Origin of the sequence: Microbacterium trichothecenolyticum, assembly GCF_000956465.1 — a bacterium.
In the GTDB taxonomy this organism is placed as follows: Bacteria; Actinomycetota; Actinomycetes; order Actinomycetales; family Microbacteriaceae; genus Microbacterium; species Microbacterium trichothecenolyticum.
The window spans coordinates 233,655-251,635 of the sequence record NZ_JYJA01000040.1 but is presented as its reverse complement, the minus strand read 5'-3'; the positions used below and the strand labels follow the sequence as shown (position 1 = coordinate 251,635).

Annotated in this window: 17 protein-coding genes; 6 read left to right on the top strand and 11 right to left on the bottom strand. The window is 70.6% G+C overall.

Annotated elements, in window-relative coordinates:
• The first annotated feature begins 14 nt into the window (after positions 1-14).
• The 4 genes from RS82_RS18315 to RS82_RS18300 all read left to right on the top strand — a co-directional run bounded on the left by RS82_RS18315 (position 15) and on the right by RS82_RS18300 (position 5,980).
• On the top strand, positions 15-656 hold the full coding sequence (locus tag RS82_RS18315) for a helix-turn-helix domain-containing protein (protein ID WP_045302066.1): 642 nt from the start codon (positions 15-17) through the stop codon (positions 654-656).
• Positions 653-1,345 (top strand): hypothetical protein, encoded by a 693-nt coding sequence (locus RS82_RS18310; protein ID WP_045302064.1) that lies wholly within the window; start codon positions 653-655, stop codon positions 1,343-1,345. The genes RS82_RS18315 and RS82_RS18310 overlap by 4 nt, the downstream gene beginning before the upstream one ends.
• Positions 1,342-3,195 (top strand): YhgE/Pip domain-containing protein, encoded by a 1,854-nt coding sequence (locus RS82_RS18305; RefSeq protein ID WP_045302062.1) that lies wholly within the window; start codon positions 1,342-1,344, stop codon positions 3,193-3,195. Before RS82_RS18310 ends, RS82_RS18305 begins: the two co-directional genes overlap by 4 nt.
• A gap of 184 nt (positions 3,196-3,379) precedes the next feature.
• Positions 3,380-5,980 (top strand): penicillin acylase family protein, encoded by a 2,601-nt coding sequence (locus RS82_RS18300; protein ID WP_084695758.1) that lies wholly within the window; start codon positions 3,380-3,382, stop codon positions 5,978-5,980.
• Between the two features lie 3 nt (positions 5,981-5,983).
• On the opposite strand, the gene RS82_RS18295 is transcribed toward RS82_RS18300, so the two are convergent.
• The gene (locus RS82_RS18295; RefSeq protein WP_045302061.1) at positions 5,984-6,166 is read right to left on the bottom strand and encodes a hypothetical protein; all 183 of its coding nucleotides are present in this window, start codon (positions 6,164-6,166) and stop codon (positions 5,984-5,986) included.
• Positions 6,167-6,194: 28 nt separating this feature from the next.
• The gene (locus RS82_RS18290) at positions 6,195-6,638 is read right to left on the bottom strand and encodes a VOC family protein (protein ID WP_045302059.1); all 444 of its coding nucleotides are present in this window, start codon (positions 6,636-6,638) and stop codon (positions 6,195-6,197) included.
• An 83-nt stretch (positions 6,639-6,721) separates the two neighbouring features.
• Between RS82_RS18290 and RS82_RS18285 the strand changes: the two genes are divergently transcribed.
• Complete coding sequence (locus RS82_RS18285; protein WP_045302058.1) at positions 6,722-7,270, top strand: CGNR zinc finger domain-containing protein; 549 nt, start codon at positions 6,722-6,724, stop codon at positions 7,268-7,270.
• A 4-nt stretch (positions 7,271-7,274) separates the two neighbouring features.
• On the opposite strand, the gene mnhG is transcribed toward RS82_RS18285, so the two are convergent.
• The 7 genes from mnhG to RS82_RS18250 form a co-directional block, all read right to left on the bottom strand.
• Entirely contained in the window at positions 7,275-7,631 is a 357-nt protein-coding gene (gene mnhG / locus RS82_RS18280; RefSeq protein ID WP_045302057.1) for a monovalent cation/H(+) antiporter subunit G, read from the bottom strand.
• Positions 7,631-7,897 carry an MrpF/PhaF family protein gene (locus tag RS82_RS18275; protein WP_045302056.1) on the bottom strand — a complete coding sequence of 89 codons (267 nt, stop codon included), beginning with the start codon at positions 7,895-7,897 and terminating at the stop codon, positions 7,631-7,633. Before RS82_RS18275 ends, mnhG begins: the two co-directional genes overlap by 1 nt.
• Positions 7,894-8,493, bottom strand: coding sequence for a Na+/H+ antiporter subunit E (locus tag RS82_RS18270; protein WP_084695757.1), 600 nt, complete (start codon positions 8,491-8,493; stop codon positions 7,894-7,896). Before RS82_RS18270 ends, RS82_RS18275 begins: the two co-directional genes overlap by 4 nt.
• Positions 8,490-10,073 (bottom strand): Na+/H+ antiporter subunit D, encoded by a 1,584-nt coding sequence (locus RS82_RS18265; RefSeq protein ID WP_045302055.1) that lies wholly within the window; start codon positions 10,071-10,073, stop codon positions 8,490-8,492. The genes RS82_RS18270 and RS82_RS18265 overlap by 4 nt, the downstream gene beginning before the upstream one ends.
• A complete protein-coding gene (locus RS82_RS18260) occupies positions 10,070-10,615 on the bottom strand; it encodes a Na(+)/H(+) antiporter subunit C (protein ID WP_084695756.1) in 546 nt (181 codons plus the stop codon). Before RS82_RS18260 ends, RS82_RS18265 begins: the two co-directional genes overlap by 4 nt.
• Positions 10,612-13,551, bottom strand: coding sequence for a Na+/H+ antiporter subunit A (locus tag RS82_RS18255; protein WP_045302053.1), 2,940 nt, complete (start codon positions 13,549-13,551; stop codon positions 10,612-10,614). The genes RS82_RS18260 and RS82_RS18255 overlap by 4 nt, the downstream gene beginning before the upstream one ends.
• 153 nt (positions 13,552-13,704) lie before the next feature.
• On the bottom strand, positions 13,705-14,772 hold the full coding sequence (locus RS82_RS18250; RefSeq protein ID WP_045302272.1) for a LacI family DNA-binding transcriptional regulator: 1,068 nt from the start codon (positions 14,770-14,772) through the stop codon (positions 13,705-13,707).
• 97 nt (positions 14,773-14,869) lie between these two features.
• Here RS82_RS18250 and RS82_RS18245 point away from each other — a divergent pair, with 97 nt between their 5' ends.
• The gene (locus tag RS82_RS18245) at positions 14,870-16,099 is read left to right on the top strand and encodes an MFS transporter (RefSeq protein ID WP_045302051.1); all 1,230 of its coding nucleotides are present in this window, start codon (positions 14,870-14,872) and stop codon (positions 16,097-16,099) included.
• Positions 16,100-16,119: 20 nt separating this feature from the next.
• Here RS82_RS18245 and RS82_RS18240 read toward each other — a convergent pair whose 3' ends face one another.
• Positions 16,120-16,761, bottom strand: a complete 642-nt coding sequence (locus tag RS82_RS18240) for a response regulator transcription factor (RefSeq protein WP_169748725.1) — start codon at positions 16,759-16,761, stop codon at positions 16,120-16,122.
• Entirely contained in the window at positions 16,758-17,954 is a 1,197-nt protein-coding gene (locus RS82_RS18235; RefSeq protein ID WP_245619652.1) for a sensor histidine kinase, read from the bottom strand. The genes RS82_RS18240 and RS82_RS18235 overlap by 4 nt, the downstream gene beginning before the upstream one ends.
• Between the last annotated feature and the right edge of the window lie 27 nt (positions 17,955-17,981).

The window sequence follows — 17,981 nt, the reverse complement described above, 5'->3', positions numbered from 1 at the left end:
TCTAACGTGGAGGCATGACCTCCTCGATCGATGCCGCGCGCCGTCCGCGGCGCGACGCCCTCGAGAACCGCGCGGGCATCCTCGCCGCGGCTCATGTCGCCCTCGCGCACGACCCCCGCGCGTCCGTCGACGCCATCGCCCGCCAGGCCGGCCTCTCGCGCCGGGCGCTGTACGGGCACTTCGACGACCGCGACGCCTTGGTGCGCGAACTGGTCGCGCAGGGGGCCGCGCGCTTCAATGCCGTCGCCGCCGCGATCGACGACGCCGACGCGAGGGTCGCCCTCGCGCGTCTCGCCGCGGCCCTGTGGAACGAGGCCGCGCACGTGCAGGTGGTCGCCGCGATCGCCCTCGACGAGGCCCACCTCGAAGAGACGGCGACTGCGCTCGCACCGCTTCGCCGCACCGTCGTGCGGATCGTGCGTGACGGACAGGACGCCGAGGTGCTGCGCACCGACGTCGCCGCCCCGACGCTCGCCCGCCTCGTCGAAGAGACCGCGCGCACCGTCATCACCCGCATCGACGCCTCGTCGCCCGCTGCCCGCGACCTCGCGGTGCGCGCCGTGCTGAGCATCGCCGGGCTGTCGTGGCGCCAGGCCGACGCGCTGCTCGACGAGCACCCCGAGATCGTCGCCACCCCCGAGGCGGCCGGCGCGTGAGGGTCGTCCTCGACGCGGTCGGCAAGGGCCGCCGCGAGCACGCGCTGCCGGCGACCTCGGCCGCCTTCGAGTCCGGCGCCGCGACGCTGGTCGCCGCCGAGACCGAGCAGCGGCCGACGGTGCTCGGACTCATCGCATCGGGTCGCATGCGCCCCGACACCGGCGCGGTGACGCTGGACGGGAAGACCGATCCCTCGGCGCTTCGGCGCCGGGTGGCCCTGGTGGATGCTCCCGAGGTGTCGGAGCCCGAGCCCGATGTCACGCTCGCCGGCGTCGCCGCCGAGGAGCTCATGTTCGCCGGACGCCGGTCCGATCCCGTCGCGGTGCGCCGATGGCTCGACGAGCACGGCCTCGGGGACGAGGCATCCGTTCCCGTCTCGAACGTGGATCCCGCCCGCCGCGTGCGGGCGCTCTGCGAGCTGGCGGTGCTGCGCAAGGGCGTCGAGGCGGTCGTGCTCGTCTCCCCCGACCGCCATGGCGGCCGGCCCGCCGCGTGGTGGGCCGTGGCGGAGGACTTCGCCGCCCGCGGCTACGCGGTGCTCGTGATCGCCGGACAGGCCTCGCAGCCGGTCGCCGGGCGGACCTCCCGCCCAGTCGTCGAGCGAGCGAAGCGAGACGAAACGCCCGGGACCATCGGACGACCTCGTGTCCGCAGGCTCACCGCACGGACGAGAGGGGGCCGCGCATGAAGGTCCCCCAGATGGTCCTCGCCGAGCTCCGGCGGCTCGCGTCGACGCGCATGTCGCTCATCGCCCTGATCGCGCTCATGGTCGTGCCGATCCTCTACGGCGGCCTGTACCTGTGGGCGAACCGCGACCCGTACGGCCAGCTCGACCAGGTGCCGGTGGCCCTGGTCGTCGCCGACACCGGCGCCGAACTCAACGGCACCGACCGCAATCTCGGCGACGAGGTCGCCCAGGAGCTCATCGCGGACGGCACCTTCGACTGGCACCTCGCCACCGCCGAGGAGGCCGACGCCGGACTCGACGAGGGCGGCTACGACTTCGCGATCGAGCTGCCCGCCGACTTCACGGCGGCCATCGCGTCGATCACGACCGGCGAGCCGCGGACGGCCGACATCGTGCTGCGCACCAGCGACGCCAACAACTACCTCGCCTCGACGATCGGCACGCAGGCGGTCGAGCGCATCCAGACGACGATCACCGAGAAGGTGGTGGCTGAGGCGGGTCTCACGATGCTCGACGCGCTCGACACCATCCGGGTCCAGTTGACGGATGCCGCCACCGGCGCCTCGCAGCTGGTCGACGGTCTCGCCCAGGCAGGCGACGGCGCGTTGCAGCTCTCCTCCGGCGCCGGGAAGCTCGCAGACGGCACCGCTCAGCTGCGCGACGGTGCAGCCCAGCTCTCCGCCGGCGCGGCACAGGTCGCCGACGGCGCGTCGCAGGTCGCCGGAGGCACCGCACAGCTCGACGCCATCGCCGACCGGATCGGCGCGGCATCCTCGTCCGCCATCTCGACATTGCCGCAGGTTCGCGACGACATCGCCGCGAAGCTCCGTGAAGCCGGCCTCGACCAGGCCCGGATCGACGACGTTCTCGCCACGCTCGACCCGGTCGGCGACCGGCTCGATGCCGTCGACAGCCGTGTGCAGGGAGCCGTCGCGCAGATCGACCGGCTGAACTCCGGCGCCCAGCAGGTCTCGGCAGGAGCGGCATCTGTCGCGGCAGGGTCGTCCACGCTCGCCGCGGGAACCGCGACGGCCGCCGACGGCGCCGCGCAGCTGCGCGACGGCGCGGCAACGCTCGACAGTGGGCTCACCCGGCTCGAGGACGGCGCAACACAGTTGCGCGACGGGCTCTCCGCAGGCGCCGCCCGACTGCCGTCGTACGACGCCGACACCCGCCAAGCCCAGGCCGACACCCTCGCGGCTCCGGTCGAGATCGAGCGCTCGTCGCTCACGCAGGCGCAGAACTACGGCGCCGGCCTCGCGCCGTTCTTCGCCGCCCTCGCGGGCTGGATCGGCATCTACGCGCTGTTCCTCATCGTGAAGCCGGTCTCGAAGCGCGCGGTGACGGCGCTGCACTCGCCGATCCGCATCACGCTGGCCGGGTGGGCGACCCCTGCGCTCCTCGGCGGGGCGCAGATGCTCGGACTGTTCGGCGTGCTCTCGCTCGCGCTCGGCTTCTCCTTCGCGCACCCGCTCGCGACCCTCGGCATCCTGCTGCTGGCGTCGGCCACCTACGCCGCGATCGTGCTCGCGCTCAACGTGTGGCTCGGCTCGGTCGGGCAGTTCCTCGGCCTCGTGCTCATGGTGCTTCAGCTCGTGACCGCCGGTGGCACGTTCCCGTGGCAGACGCTGCCCGCACCGCTCGCGGCGCTGCACCACGTGCTGCCCATGGGCTACGTCGTCGACGCGATGCGCCAGGTCATGTACGGCGGCAGCGCCGACCGCGTCTGGCTCGACCTCGCCGTGCTGCTCGCCTGGCTCGTCGGCGCGGGCGTGGTGGCCGCGATCGGCGTCACCCGCATGACCCACTTCCGGACGCTCCGCGACCTGCAGCCGAGCGTCATCGGCTAGCGGGCATCACGGCAGGACACGAGCAAGAGGCAGGTCGCGAGGTGAAAACCCAACGCGATTCGGTGCGAGGGACGACTCGGGGTTAACATGCGGAATGGTGCCGTTGCGACCCGAACGCGCGTGACACCGAATGTCGCGGTGTCCGGCACCGCGGATCCCCCACCCCGCCCGGAAAGCTCTTTCAATGACGAAGCCCCAGCCGTCCCCGTACGCCGTCGACGACACCGTGCATCGCCGGTCCGCGGGGAGGACGATCGGCATCATCCTGTTCAGCATCCTCGCGGCCATCGTGGTGCTCGCCCTCATCGCGGTCGGCTTCGTCGCGTACACGGCGCAGCGCTCGTTCCCGCAGCTGAGCGGCGAGGTGAAGGCGGCCGGCCTCGAGGCCGAGGTGACGGTGCAGCGCGACGTCCTCGGCATCCCGACGATCACCGCGGACTCGTCGCACGACCTGTTCTTCGCCCAGGGCTATGTGCACGCGCAGGACCGCTTCTGGGAGATGGATTTCCGCCGGCACGTCACGAGCGGACGACTCTCCGAGATGTTCGGCGCATCGCAGCTCGGCACCGACGAGTTCCTGCGCACCCTCGGCTGGCACGACATCGCCGAGCAGGAGGTCGACGCCCTCGACGGCACCGAGCACGCCTACTATGACGCCTACGCCGACGGAGTGAACGCGTATCTCGCCGATCACCAGGGCGCCGACGCGTCGTTCGAATACGCCGTGCTGGGCCTGCAGAACTCCGACTACGAGATCGAACCCTGGACGCCGGCCGACTCGGTCGCGTGGCTCAAGGCGATGGCCTGGGACCTCCGCAGCAACATCGAGAGCGAGACCGAGCGCGCGGTCATGGCGCCGGACTTCACCGAGGCCGAGATCGACCAGCTCTACCCCGCGTACCCGTTCGACCGGAACCCGGTCATCGTGCCCAAGATCTCCACGGTGCCCGCGGTCGGCACGGCTCCCGACGTCCTCGAGACGGACGCGTCCACCTCGTCGATCGAGTGGACCCAGGTCGGCAGCGTGATCGAGGCGGTCGGCGAACTCGTCGGCGACGCCGGCGAGGGCATCGGCTCGAACTCGTGGGTCGTGTCGGGCAGCGTGACCGACACCGGCATGCCGCTGCTCGCCAACGACCCGCACCTCGGTGCGTCGCTGCCGAGCGTGTGGCACCAGATCCAGTTGAAGTGCTCCACGGTCACCGAGGAGTGCCCCTTCGACGTCGCCGGGTTCGGCTTCTCGGGGCTCCCCGGCGTCGTGATCGGCCACAACGAGCGCATCGCGTGGGGCTTCACCAACCTCACCACCGACGTCACCGACCTGTACCTCGAGAAGGTCGAGGGCGACTCGTACTGGTATGACGGCGCGCTGGTGCCGCTCGAGACGCACACCGAGACGTTCAAGGTCGCAGGTTCCGAGGATGTCGAGCTCGAGGTGCGATCCACCGCGAACGGGCCGATCGTCTCAGGACTCACCGACGACTTCACCTCGATCGCGGAAGCGCCGTTCACCGGGACGGGCGGCACCGTGACGGAGGCGCCCGCCGACGCGCCCGAGGGCGACTATGCGGTGAGTCTGCGGTGGACGGCACTGCAGCCCGGGACCACGGCATCCGCCATCTTCGCCCTCAACACCGCGAAGGACTTCGACGACTTCCGCGGCGCCGCCGCCCTGTTCGACGTGCCGGCGCAGAACCTCATCTACGCCGACATCGACGGAAACATCGGCTACCAGACGCCCGGCAAGCTCCCGATCCGAGGCGCCGGCGATGGCTCGATGCCGCAACCCGGGTGGGACTCGGCGTACGCGTGGCAGGGATATATCCCCTTCGAGGAACTTCCGGTCTCGTACAACCCCACCGAGGGCTACATCGTCACCGCGAACAACGCGATCGTCACGCAGGACTACACCCACCCGCTCACGCGGGACTGGGACTACGGCTGGCGTGCGGCCCGCATCACGGAGCTGATCGACCGCGCGATCGCCAAGGGTCCGGTGACGGCGGACGACCTCAACGCCATCCAGGCCGACAACTATTCCTTCATCGGCATGCGCCTCACGGCCGCGTACGCCGACATCACCACGGGCGATGACGAGACCGATGCCGCGCTCGGCCTCCTGCAGGAGTGGGACGCGCAGAACAGCGCCGACTCGGCGGCCGCCGCGTACGCCAACATGCTGTGGGACACGCTCGCCGGCAACGTCTTCGTCGACGGGCGCGAGAACGCGGCGCCCATGACCGGACAGGGGCGTCAGTTCCTCGTGATGGACGCGCTGCTCGACGACGAGACGTCGCCCTGGTGGGTCAACGACGAACTCGGCGTCGACGGCAAGACGGACATGCTCAAGCGCTCGGCGATCGACGCGTACGAGCGACTCGTCGACGCCCAGGGCGACAATCCCTCGCGTTGGAACTGGGGCAGCCTGCACGCTCTTCCGCTCGAGAACGGCAGCTTCGGCAAATCGGGCATCGCGGCGATCGAGTGGCTCTTCAACCGCGGGCCGTTCCCGGTCGGCGGCGGGTCATCGGTCGTGAACGCGACCGGCTGGGATCTGACCCGGAGCTTCTCGACCGTCACCGTGCCGTCCATGCGCATGATCGTCGACCTGTCGGACTTCGACGCCTCGCGCTGGAACCAGCTCACGGGCGAGAGCGGCCACGCCTTCCACACGAACTACATCGACCAGGTGGAGTCGTGGCAGAAGGCGGAGCTGACGCCCTGGGCGTTCACGCCCGAGGCGGTCGAGGCGGCCACGACCGACACTCTCGTGCTGAAGCCCTGAGGGTCAGTCCGCCCGCTCGATCACGTACCCGTCGGTGGCGAGCGCCTGCGCCATGAAGGCGGCGTACCACTCCGGCCACGCCTCGTCGTAGACCCCGCCGAGCTCCTCGCTCTCGAAGCGGCCGTGTGCCGCTGCAGTTCGGGTGAGCAGGTCCCTGAGCAGTGCTTCGGCGTCGGGGAGCGGCATCCGTGTCATCGTCGGTGTCCTTTTCCGCTCAACGCCCGGGTGCGCGCGTGACGATCTGCTGGATCACCCAGCCGTTGCCGTCTGGGTCCGCGAACGAGGCGAACGTGCCGTAGCTGTCGGCGGACGGGTGGGGCCCGGCGACGCGGTTGTCGGTGCCGGCCCAGTGGAAGACGCCGTCGGCGTCGTGCCACAGCTCGCTGACGTCCGCGCCGCGCTGGAGGAGCTCGGCCCGGGCGGCGGCGATGTCGGGCGTGACGAGGTGCAGGCCCTGGGTCGAGCCCGGCTCTGCCGTGGTGAGCTTGTCGCCGAAGATGATGGAAGCCGCCGAACCCGGAGGGGTCACCTGCACCACGCGGAGCCCGCGCTCGGTGCGGAAGTCGGCGTCCAGGCGGAAGCCGAGGCTCTCGTAGAAGGCCTTCGAACGGTCGACATCCGCGACCGGGATGACGACGACTTCGAGCTTCAGGTCCATGGGATTCTCCTTCGATCGGTGCGTTACCGGTTAGAACGGTGACTACAGTGCCATGCATTCCCGTTACCTGTCAAAATGGTGATGTGATTCACGCCTTCCCCTGCGGCACGCTCAGCCTCGACTTCGTCGGCACGCTGCGCGCGCGCCGCAACGACGAGCCCACCGAGAAGCTCGCCGCCCCGTCAGAGCTCGATGCATGGTTCGTCGAGTCCGGCCTCGTTCCCCGGGCCGAGGCATCCGTCGCCGAAGACCTCGGTGCCGCGATCGAGGTTCGCGAGGCGATCTACGCGCTGGTGTGGTCGCGCCTGCACGACGAGCCGCTCCCGGCCGAGGCCGTCGAGAGGCTGAACGCCGCCGCGGCGACCCCTCCGCTCACCGCCGCGCTCACGCCCGACGGCTGGGCGCGGTCCGGCACACCGCGGCAGGCCCTCTCGCACATCGCACGCGAGGCCATCGAGATCATCGGCGGAGGGCAGGCGGCACTGCTGCGCGAGTGCGCGCGACCCGAGTGCACGCAGGTGTACCTCGACAACTCGCGCGGTCATCGCCGCGAGTGGTGCTCGATGGCGACGTGCGGCAGCCGCATGAAGGCCAAGGCCTATCGCGAGCGGCAGAAGGCCGGGTCGGCCTGACGCGTCAGCCGCCCGAGGCGGGTGGAGTGCGCTTGGATTCGGCGAGCTCGTCCACGAACAGCCCGGTCTCGTCGATGGTGCCGTTGCGGTAGGCCTGCCGCCCCACCATGTGCGCGGAGAGCGGGGCGGTCGCGAGCTGGATGAGCACGACCGGCACGAGGAAGGCGACGACGGGCCACGACCGCAGCGACAGCGCGATCGCGAGACAGATGAGGATCAGCCCGAGCACCTGCGGCTTGGTCGCGGCGTGCAGGCGCGTCGGCACGTCGCGGAACCTCAGCACGCCGATCGCGGCGGTCAGGCACAGCAGCGCGCCGATGAGGATCAGGATCATGGCGGCGAGGTCCAGCATGGCGTCCATCAGCGGTCCTGGTCCCTTCTCGCGACGAACCGGGCGATCGAGATCGATCCGAACACGCCGACGGCGGCGATGATGAGGAGCACCGGCAGCGTGCGCGTGTGGTGGTTGATCGCCATCTCGGCGCCGAGCACGCACATCACCAGCGTGAGGAGCACATCGGATGCCACGGCTCGGTCGAGGATCGACGGTCCGATGACGATGCGCCACAGCGTGAGCAGCGCCGCGACCCCGAAGACCACGTAGATCGCAAGCAGCAGCATGTTCATCGGGCGCCTCCTCGATCCACCGTGCCGTGGGGCGCGGCGTTCCGCATCGCCTGCAGCTGCGCGTGCGAGCCCACGGCGCGCACGATGCGCTCCTCCCAGTGGTGAACGCTCGCGCGCTGCTTCTCGACGTCGGCGTCGTCGCGCACGCCGATGACGTGGAGGTAGAGGATGCGGCGATCGCGGTCTGTGTCGACGATGAGTGATCCCGGGATGAGCGATGCCGTGACCGCGGTGTGCGTCATGATCAGGTCGTCGTCCGTGACCAGCTGCGCGGCGATGATCGCGGCGCCGGGCTGCCGGCGGAAGTCGAGCACCTGCCACGCCACCGTGAGCGAGCCCCGCACCACCGCGAGGAGGAATTCGACGACGAAGACGAGGCCCCACCACAGGTTGACCCGACCGGACAGCTCGACCGGCGGCAGGCGGAAGACGCGCGTCACCACGATGGCCGCGGCGAGTCCGGTGAGGAACGCGAGCCAGGTGAACTGGCCCCACAGCAGCATCCACAAGGCGATGAGCCAGACGAAGAACGGCAGCTGCCGCCATGCCGTCGCGAAGCCGCGGCGGAGCCGCCTCTGGGGCAGGTCGGGGCTCACGGCGCCTTCTCCGTTCCCGCGGCGTCGTCTTCGAGCTGCGTCAGCGAGACCGGCTGCAGCAGCGCCTCCCCGATGCGCGTGCAGACGTCGTACAACGGGCCGGCGAAGATGGTGAGCGCGACGGTGATGGCGACCATGCCGGTGGTGGCGGCGGTCATGATCTTCGGGATGACGCGGCGCTCTGTCTCGATGCCGGCCGCGGGGGCCGAGCCCAGGTACGAGATGCGGGCCTCGGTCTCGGCCGAGTCCTCGTCCTCGCGCCAGAACGAGAGGTTCCACGCCCGCATGAGCGCATAGAGCGTGAGGAGGCTGGTGAGGATGCCGCCCACCATCAGCACCATCATGATCGGCGTGCCCACCTGCGCGGCGGCGTCGAACAGCGCGAACTTGCCGATGAAGCCCGAGAACGGCGGCAGCCCGCCCAGGTTGATCGCGGGGATGAAGTACAGCACCGCGATCACCGGGGCCGCCCTCATGAGGCCCTTGACCCGGAGGATGGACGTCGATCCGGCGCGGCGCTCGACGAGGCCGACGGCGAGGAACAGGGTCGTCTGCACCACGATGTGGTGGACCATGTAGTAGATCGTCGCGCCGATCGCGGCGGGCGTCGCGATCGCGAGCCCGAAGATCATGTAGCCGATGTGGCTCACGAGCGTGAACGACAGGATCCGCTTGAGCTCTGCCTGGGCGACCGCGCCGAGCACGCCCACGATCATGGTCGCCAGCGCCACCCACATCAGCAGCTGGTTCACGTCGTTGTCGAGGAACAGCTCGGTCTCGGTGCGGATGATCGCGTATACGCCGACCTTGGTCAGAAGACCCGCGAACACCGCGGTGACCGGAGCAGGCGCGGTCGGGTACGAGTCGGGCAGCCAGAACGACAGCGGGAAGACGGCAGCCTTGATGCTGAACGCGAGCAGCAGCATGAGGTGGAGGATGAGCTGCGTCTCCTGCGGCAGCTCGCCCATGCGCTCGGAGATCTGCACCATGTTCACCGTGCCGAGGGCGCCGTAGATCATGGCGATCGCCGCGAGGAAGAGGATCGACGACACCAGCGACACGACGATGTAGACGACGCCGGTGCGGATGCGCGACTCGGTCGAGCCGAGCGTGATGAGCACGTACGAGGCGACCAGCAGGATCTCGAATCCGACGTAGAGGTTGAAGAGGTCGCCGGCGATGAACGCGTTGAAGATGCCCGCGCCGAGGATCAGATACGAGGGGTGGAAGATCGAGACCGGCGTGTCGTCGTCACCGTCGGCGGCACCCTGACCGACGGAGAACAGGAGGACCGCCAGCAGCACGATGCTCGAAACAACGACGAGGAGGGCCGCGAGCCGGTCGACGTAGAGCACGATGCCGAAGGGGATCGGCCAGCCTCCGACCGACACCGCGATCGGCTGGTCGCCGGTGTCGACGACGTAGAGCAGGATCGCCGCGATGACGGTGACGGCGCTCAGCGTGACGACCGACACCACGACCTGGGTCTTGCGGTGACGGCCCGCGATGAGCGCGATGGCGGCGCCCAGCAGCGGCAGCGTGACGAGCAGCGGGACGAGGGCGGGCGCGATCTGGGTCATGCGTCGTCACCCCGATCGCGCGATTCCGGGGAGGGACGGTCCACAGGGGCGTCATCGCGAAGGCCCGCGAAGTCGCGCGCGCCGAGGATCGTGATCGGCGCGGTGTCGGTCCCGACGAAGTCGGTGGTCGCGTCGTCGTCGGCGTCCTCGATCTCGGTCTCCTCGTCCATCGCCTCCTCGGCCTCGGCTGCGCGCTCGCGCACTTCGATGTCGGCCTCGTCGTCCGCCACGGTGTCGGCCTGGCCGAGCTGCCACGACCGGTAGATGAGGGCCAGGAGGAACGCCGAGACGGCGAAGGTGATGACGATGGCGGTGAGCGTGAGCGCCTGCGGGAGCGGGTCCGACATCTCGTCGACGGGTGCCGAGCCGAAGAACGGCGCGACGCCCGGGGCTCCCATGACGATGAGCAGCAGCAGGTTCGTGGCGTTCCCGAGCAGCAGGAACCCGATGAGCACGCGCGTGAGGCTGCGCTCGAGCATGGCGTAGACGCCGCAGGCGTAGAGCACCGCCATCACGATGATGAGGACGAGCGAGGCGTTCACGGCACGCTCACCCCCTGCTGCTCGCGCGCTTCCTGCGCCTGGCGGTCGACTTCGGCGCCGAGGCTGCGCAGCACGTCGAGCACGAGGCCGATGACGACCAGGTACACGCCGATGTCGAACAGTGTCGAGGTGACGAACTCGACGTGGCCGAGCAGGGGCACGTCGTCGAACTCCCAGAAGTAGCTCGTGAGCGGCTGGTCGCCGAAGAACACCGGCACGATCGCGCACGCGACCGCGATGGTCATGCCCGTGCCCAGCAGGCGTCCGGCGTCGGTCGGGGCGGCGGCGCCGAGCTCGTAGCGGCCGCCCGCGACGTAGCGCATGACGAGCGCCATGCCCGCGACCAGGCCGCCGGCGAACCCGCCGCCGGGCAGGTTGTGGCCGGCGAAGAGCAGGTACAGCGACACGATGATGATCGTGTGGAAGAGGATCCGCACGATCACTTCGAGCATGATCGAGCGGTTCTCGGGCCGCACGCGCTGGCCGCCGACGAGCCACGCCATGCGACCGCTGCCGCGCTCGTCGCCGCGCTGTCGAAGTCCGTCGGAGGTCTCCACGAGGGGGCGACGGGCACGCGTGGCCCCGGTGGGCAGCGACGAGATCGCGCGCGACAGCGTGTCGGCACGGTGGGTGACGAAGACGAGGGATGCCACACCCGTCGCCGCGAGGATCAGCACCGACAGCTCGCCCATGGTGTCCCAGCCGCGCAGGTCGACGAGCGCGACGTTCACCACGTTCTTTCCGTGGCCGAGCTCGTAGGCGAGATCGGGGAAGGCGTCCGAGATCGGCTTCTCGACGCGGGCGCTGGTTGCCACGATCGCGACGAGCGCCATGGTGATGCCCACCGCCGCGCCCAGCACTGCGCGGGCTACCGGCCACACCGAGGCGTTGTGCTCGCCCAGGCGCGACGGAATCCGGCGCAGCACGAGTGCGAACGCGACGAGCGTCACCGTCTCGACGAGGATCTGGGTGAGCGCGAGGTCGGGAGCCCCGCTGGTCGCGAAGAGCAGCACCATGCCGAGGCCGGTCACCGACACCAGCACGACTCCCGTGTACCGCTTGCGCGCACGGATCGCGATGAGTCCGGCCGCGATCATGATCGGCGCCACGAGCAGCTGCGTGGGCGTCTGGTACGCGTCCAGCTTCGCCTGCCAGTCGTCGCTCGCGAGCAGCGCGGTCGCCTCGGCCGCCACGAAAACGACGAAGATCGTGCCGACGTAGACCGGCAGCGAACCACGCTGCGTGAGGCTCGTCGTGACGACCGAGAGGCGCGCGATCACGCGCAGCGCGCCGTTGTACACCTCGGCTGCCGTGAAGGGCAGCAGGCGCTTCGCGGGACGCCAGCTCCGCGTCGCCCAGAACACGAGCACGCCGATCGCGATCGTCGCGAGCGAGATCCACAGCGCCGGCTCGAGGCCGTGCCAGAGGGCCAGATGCGCGGGGTGCTCGGGTGCCGGGACGCCGGGCGTCGAGACCGGCGCCTGGTCGGCGTAGGGCGCGAACGCCTTGTCGAGCCATGGCGCGGCGACTCCGGCGATGACGGTGAGCCCCGAGAGCACGATCGGCGCCACGAGGAATCCGATCGGCGGGTCCGGCCATTCGGTGTCGGGCATGCGGTCGCCGTTCGCCGCGCGCTTCGTCGAGAACGCACCCCAGAGGAAACGGATGCCGTACCCCGCGGTCAGCACGGAGCCGAGGACGATTCCGACCAGCGCCACGATCCCCCACACCGCGCCGCCCAGGGCCTCGTGCAGCAGCGCGGCGAGCGCGCCCTCCTTGGCGACGAAGCCGATGGTGGGGATGATGCCGATCATCGACGCGACGGCGATGATCGAGAACGTCGCCATGACCGGGGCCTGACGGCCGACGCCCGAGAGCTCCGTCAGGTCACGCGTCGACAGCTGGCGGTCGATGACGCCGACGACGAGGAACAGCGCCGACTTGAAGAGCGCGTGACTCAACAGCAGCGCGAGACCGGCGAGCGCAGCATCCCGCGTCCCGTAGCCGAGCACGACGGTCAGCAGGCCCAGCTGGCTCACCGTGCCGAAGGCGAGCACGCGCTTGAGGTCGGTCTCGCGCAGGGCCTGGAAGCCGCCGAGCAGCATCGTGAAGACGCCCAGCGAGATCACGATCGGCCGCCACGGCGGGGCGATCGCGAAGACCGGCGCGAGTCGGGCGATCAGGTAGATGCCCGCCTTAACCATTGCCGCCGCGTGCAGGTAGGCGCTCACCGGGGTCGGCGCGGCCATCGCGCCGGGGAGCCAGAAGTGGAAGGGGAAGATCGCCGACTTGCTGAGCGCGCCGACGAGGATCATCACCAGCGCCGCGTCGACGATCGGGCCCGAGGGGGCCTCGGCGAGGATCGTCGAGATGCTCGACGTCCCGGCGTCGACCACGAGCAGCACGACCCCGATCAGCATGACGAGTCCGCCGAGCGTCGTCACGAGAAGCGCCTGGAGTGCGGCACGACGGCTCGCCGCGCGCTTGTTGTAGTAGCCGATGAGAAGGTAGGACAGGACGCTCGTGACTTCCCAGAACATCACGAGGACCACGAGGTCGTCCGTGAGGACGAGCCCGTACATCGCCCCGGCGAACGCGAGCAGCACCGCTGCGAACTGCCCGAGGTTCTCCTTCTTGCCGCGGAAGTACCAGCGGCAGTAGATCATCACGAGCGCGCCGACGCCGGTGACGACCAGCGTCATGAGCCACGAGAGCGTGTCCATCCGCATCGAGAGGTCGATCCCGAGCGGCGGGATCCAGGCGTATGTCTCGAACGGAATGTCACCAGCGAGCACCTGCGGAGTGAGCACGACGGCGTACGCGAAGCCCGCGATGGGAAGGATCGCCGCGACGTAGAACGCGCGGGCGCCGATGCGCCCCACGATCCACGGGAGGAGGATGGGGACGACCGCGAACGCGCCGAGAACGAGGAGCATTCGGGCCTCCTCGGGGTCGTCGGCAGGCGCGAGTCAGAGGAGGACGGCGCAAAGCCCAGGCGATCGGGGTGTCAGGAACCATCCTAACGGGCGCATCGCACCCGATCGCCCGGACGGCATACATCGCCCGCGTTCGAGGGCGTTCAGCGGGCCTCAGACGAGCGCGGGTGCCGGCCCCGTGGTGTTGCCCTCGCGGAAGGTGCAGGTGAACCGGATGGACGCCGCGGGGGTGCCCTCCAGCATCGCGGCGACGGCGGCGCCCGCGGCACGGCCCTTGTCGGTGGCAGGCTGCACGAGCGTGGTGAGCTCGTACGGAGCGAGCCCGTCGACGACGATGCCGTCGAAGCCGGTGACGCTCACGTCCTCCGGCACGCGCAGCCCCGCCTCCTCCGCTGCGCGGATCACCCCGGCAGCGAGCAGGTCGCTCTGCGCGATGACGCCGGTCGGTCGCCTTTCGAGGTCGGCGAAGATCTCGCGGCCGGCCGCGAACCCCTCGTCGATGAAGCTGCCCGCGGCCGCGTAGGCGGTGGCGTCGGGGAACACGTCGAGGGCGCCGGCGAGACGCTCGCGCGTGACGTCCACGGTGACCGCGGCGTCGTCGTGGAGCCAGCCGCGCTGCCAGTCCGCGCGGGCGGGCAGGGTCACGATGGCGACCTCGCGATGACCGAGCGCGCGCAGGTGGCTCGCGGCCTGACGCTGGGCCTCGCGATTGTCGAGGCCGATGCGCGGCACGTCGTCGCCGGCATCCCCCTCGATGACGACGACCGGGATCCCGCGTGCCTTGACGGTCTGGAGCGATTCGCGCAGCAGGCCGCTGCAGCCGATGAGCACGGCGGCGTCGAGCGGAGCGGTGGTGAGCGAAGGGCCGCTTCCGGTGGGCTCGTGGTCGCGCAGGAGCAGCAACCCGGCGCCGAGCGGGGTGACGGCGTCGGCGAGTCCGTCCATCATGAGCGTCTTCACGGGGTCGAGGAACGCGGTGCCCAGGTGCTCCTCGAACACCACGCCGACGATCCCCGACCGGCCGCGCCGCAGCGACGCGGCACGCGGGTCGGGTCCGGTGTAGCCGAGGGCGGAGGCCGCGTCGAGGACGCGGCGACGGGTGGCCTCCGACACCGGCGTCTTTCCGCTGAACACCACCGAGGCGGTCGACGGCGAGACGCCTGCCTCGCGGGCGACGTCCGAGATCGTGGCGCGGCGGATGCCGGTGTCCTGACGGCTCATGGTGTGACGATCGTAGCCCGTCGCGGACACGTGATGTCGAATCGATTCGGCCAGGTCCCTTTCAGCCACGGTCGAATCGATTCGGTAGCATGTGCGGATGGAAACCGCGCTCACCCGTCGGCAACTGGTCGCCTGGCGCACCGCGATCTTCACGATCTTCCTCATCATGGGAGTCGGCTTCGCGTCGTGGGCGTCGCGTCTGCCGGCGGTGAAGAACGACCTCGGGATCAACGACCTCCAGGTGGGCGTCCTGCTGTTCGTGTCGGGCGTCACGTCGATCGCGGGCCTCTCCCTGGCCAACGTGATCGTGGCGCGTTGGGGGGCGCGACGGGGGATGTTCGCAACGATCATCACGTTCGCCCTCGGCGTCGTGGTGGCGGGTGCCGGCGTGGAATTCCTGCAGTCGTACGTCGTCGCCGCCATCGGCCTCGGGCTCATGGGCCTCGGGATGAGCGCCACCGACGTCATGATGAACGTCGAGGCGGCCGCCGTCGAGCAGGCGTTCGAGCGCACGCTCATGCCGCTGTTCCACGCCTTCTTCAGCCTCGGCACCGTCGCGGGTGCCGGACTCGGGGTGGCGATGGCCGCCCTGGGGATCGGCGTCGGCTGGCACCTCGGCGCCGCCGGACTGCTCGTCGCCGTCGCAGGACTGCTGTCGCTGCGCGCCGTCCCCGTGCGCGAGAGCATGCACGACGACCCCGCGACGAGCATCACGCGTCGCGAGCGCCTCGCCGAGGTCCTGGCCGTCTGGCGTGACCCCCGCACCTACGCGATCGGCGCCATCATGCTGGGCATGGCCTTCGCCGAAGGCAGCGCCAACGACTGGCTCACGATCGCGATGGTCGACGGCCACGACCAGACCGAGGCCGTCGGCGCCATCGCTCTCACGGTGTTCTCAGTCGCGATGACGACGTTCCGCGTCCTGGGCGGTCCTCTCGTGGACCGGATCGGCCGCGTCTGGTCGCTGCGCATCCTGTCGATCGCGGCGGGCGTCGGCCTCGTCATGTTCATCCTCGCGCCGAACCTGCCGATCGCCTTCATCGGCATCGCGCTGTGGGGCGCGGGCGCATCGCTCGGCTTCCCCCTCGGCATGTCCGCGGCGGCGGACGACCCGCGGAAGGCGGCGGCGTCGGTCTCGGCCGCCGCGACCATCGGGTACCTGGCGTTCCTGTGCGGCCCGCCGATCCTCGGCTGGATCAGCCACGAGATCGGCATCCTGCCGACCCTGTGGATCATCGTGGCCCTCATCGCGATGTCGGGTCTCGCCTCGGGCGCCGCGAAGCCGATCGCCGGCTCGAAGGTCGGCGCAGGTCACGCCCACCACTGAGGCGGCGCCGGCCTCGGCGGTCATGCCTCGCCGGCGGCGATCGCGACCGCGTGCGATCGACTCCGGGCGCCGAGCTTGGCCAGCACGCTGGAGACGTGGGTCTTGACCGTCGCCAGGGAGATCCCGAGCTCGTCCGAGATCTGCCGGTTGGACCGGCCGGCGCGCATCCCCTCGAGCACCTGGCGCTCGCGCTCCGTGAGCAGATCGAGCTCGCCGGCCCCACGCGTCACCTGCCGCGAGCGAGGGATCAGCGCCAGCGCGCGGCGCGTGACGCGAGGATCGAGCATCCCCTCCCCGGCGGCGACCCGACGAACGGCTTCCACGAGGGTCGCGGCATCCGTGGTCTTCAGAAGGAAGCCGGCCGCCCCGGCGCGCAGGGCGCCCTCGACGAGCTCGTCCTCATCGAAGCTGGTCAGCACGAGGACCTGAGCCGATCCCGCCGTGACGATCTCTCGCGTCGCGGTCACCCCGTCGGTGCCCGGCATGCGCAGGTCCATCAGGACGACGTCCGGGCGAAGCGCGGCGGCGTTGCGCACGGCGACCGCGCCGTCGGCGGCCTCGCCGATCACCTCGAGCCCGTGATTGTCCAGCATGAGACGCAGCGCCTCACGAATGGCGCCGTGGTCGTCGGCGAGCAGCACCCGCGGTGTGGGCGCGCTCACGCGTTCACCACCGCCGGGATCGTCGCCCGCACCGACCACCCTGCATCCGATGGCCCGGCCTCCACCGTCCCCCCGAGCGCCCGCGCACGCTCCTTCAGGAGCTCCAGCCCCCACCCGGTGCCCGGCATCGGCAGGGCGGGCGCGCTTCGGCCGCCCTGCGAATCGACACGCACGCGCACATCCCCGTCATGCGAGTCGAGTACCACGGCGACCGCCGCCCCCGCGGCATGGCGCAGGCAGTTGGCGAGGGACTCCTGCACGATCCGCGCGACCGCCAGCGCGACGGGCGAAGGGATGTCGCCGGGAAGCGCATCGGCGAGCGTCACGGTGAGTCCGTGCCGGCGGGCGTCGTCCACGAGCGCCGCAATGGCGCCGCGGTGCGGTGACACCACTGCCGCGTCGCCGGTGCGCAGCACGGCGATCATGGACCGCAGCGCCTGATGAGCTTCGAGGCTCGAGTCGCGCACCGCGACCAGCGCCGCCCTGTCGGAGCCGGCGGCTGGATCCGTCGAGAGCGCGGCCTCGGCCCGGATCGCGATCGCCGCGACATGGCCCGCCACGAGGTCGTGCAGTTCGCGCGCCATCTGCTCCCGTTCGCGGCGCATCGCCGCATCGCGATCCCGCGCCGCCAGTCGCTCGGCGTCCTCGGCGCGCTCCCGATGCAGCGCGACCAGCTCGTGCGCCTGCGCCACGGATGTCGCGTACCAGTAGTCCATGCCCGCGAGGGCGCCCAGCTGCAGGGCGACGACGACCGCGACACGCACATCGTCGGCGGCGGCGAGTGCGACGATGCCGATCCCGGCGACGGCGATGACGATGCCGAGGAGGATGCGGCGACGGCCCGCCCCCGAGGCGGCGCGCGTCGCGGCGTACAGCAGGTCGAGCACGACGACGAGTGTGACCACCCCGCCGACCGTCATCAGATCGACCGCGAACAGCACCAGGGCGAGGACGAGCAACGGCAGCGGAGCGCGGGCACGGAACGGCACCAGGGCGCACGCGGGCAACGCGGTGGCCAGCGACCACCACGGCGACACCTCATCGGGCAGCACCGAGAAGACGGTCCACAGCCCGACGATCCCGAGCGCCGCCAGCACGATCGCGAGGACGGCCATCCCTGCTGCATCGGCGATCGATCGATGCCCACGCACCCATTCGGCCACGGATGCGGCCCGTCGCTCCGATCCGCTCACGTCTTCATGCAACCACGGGCACCGGGG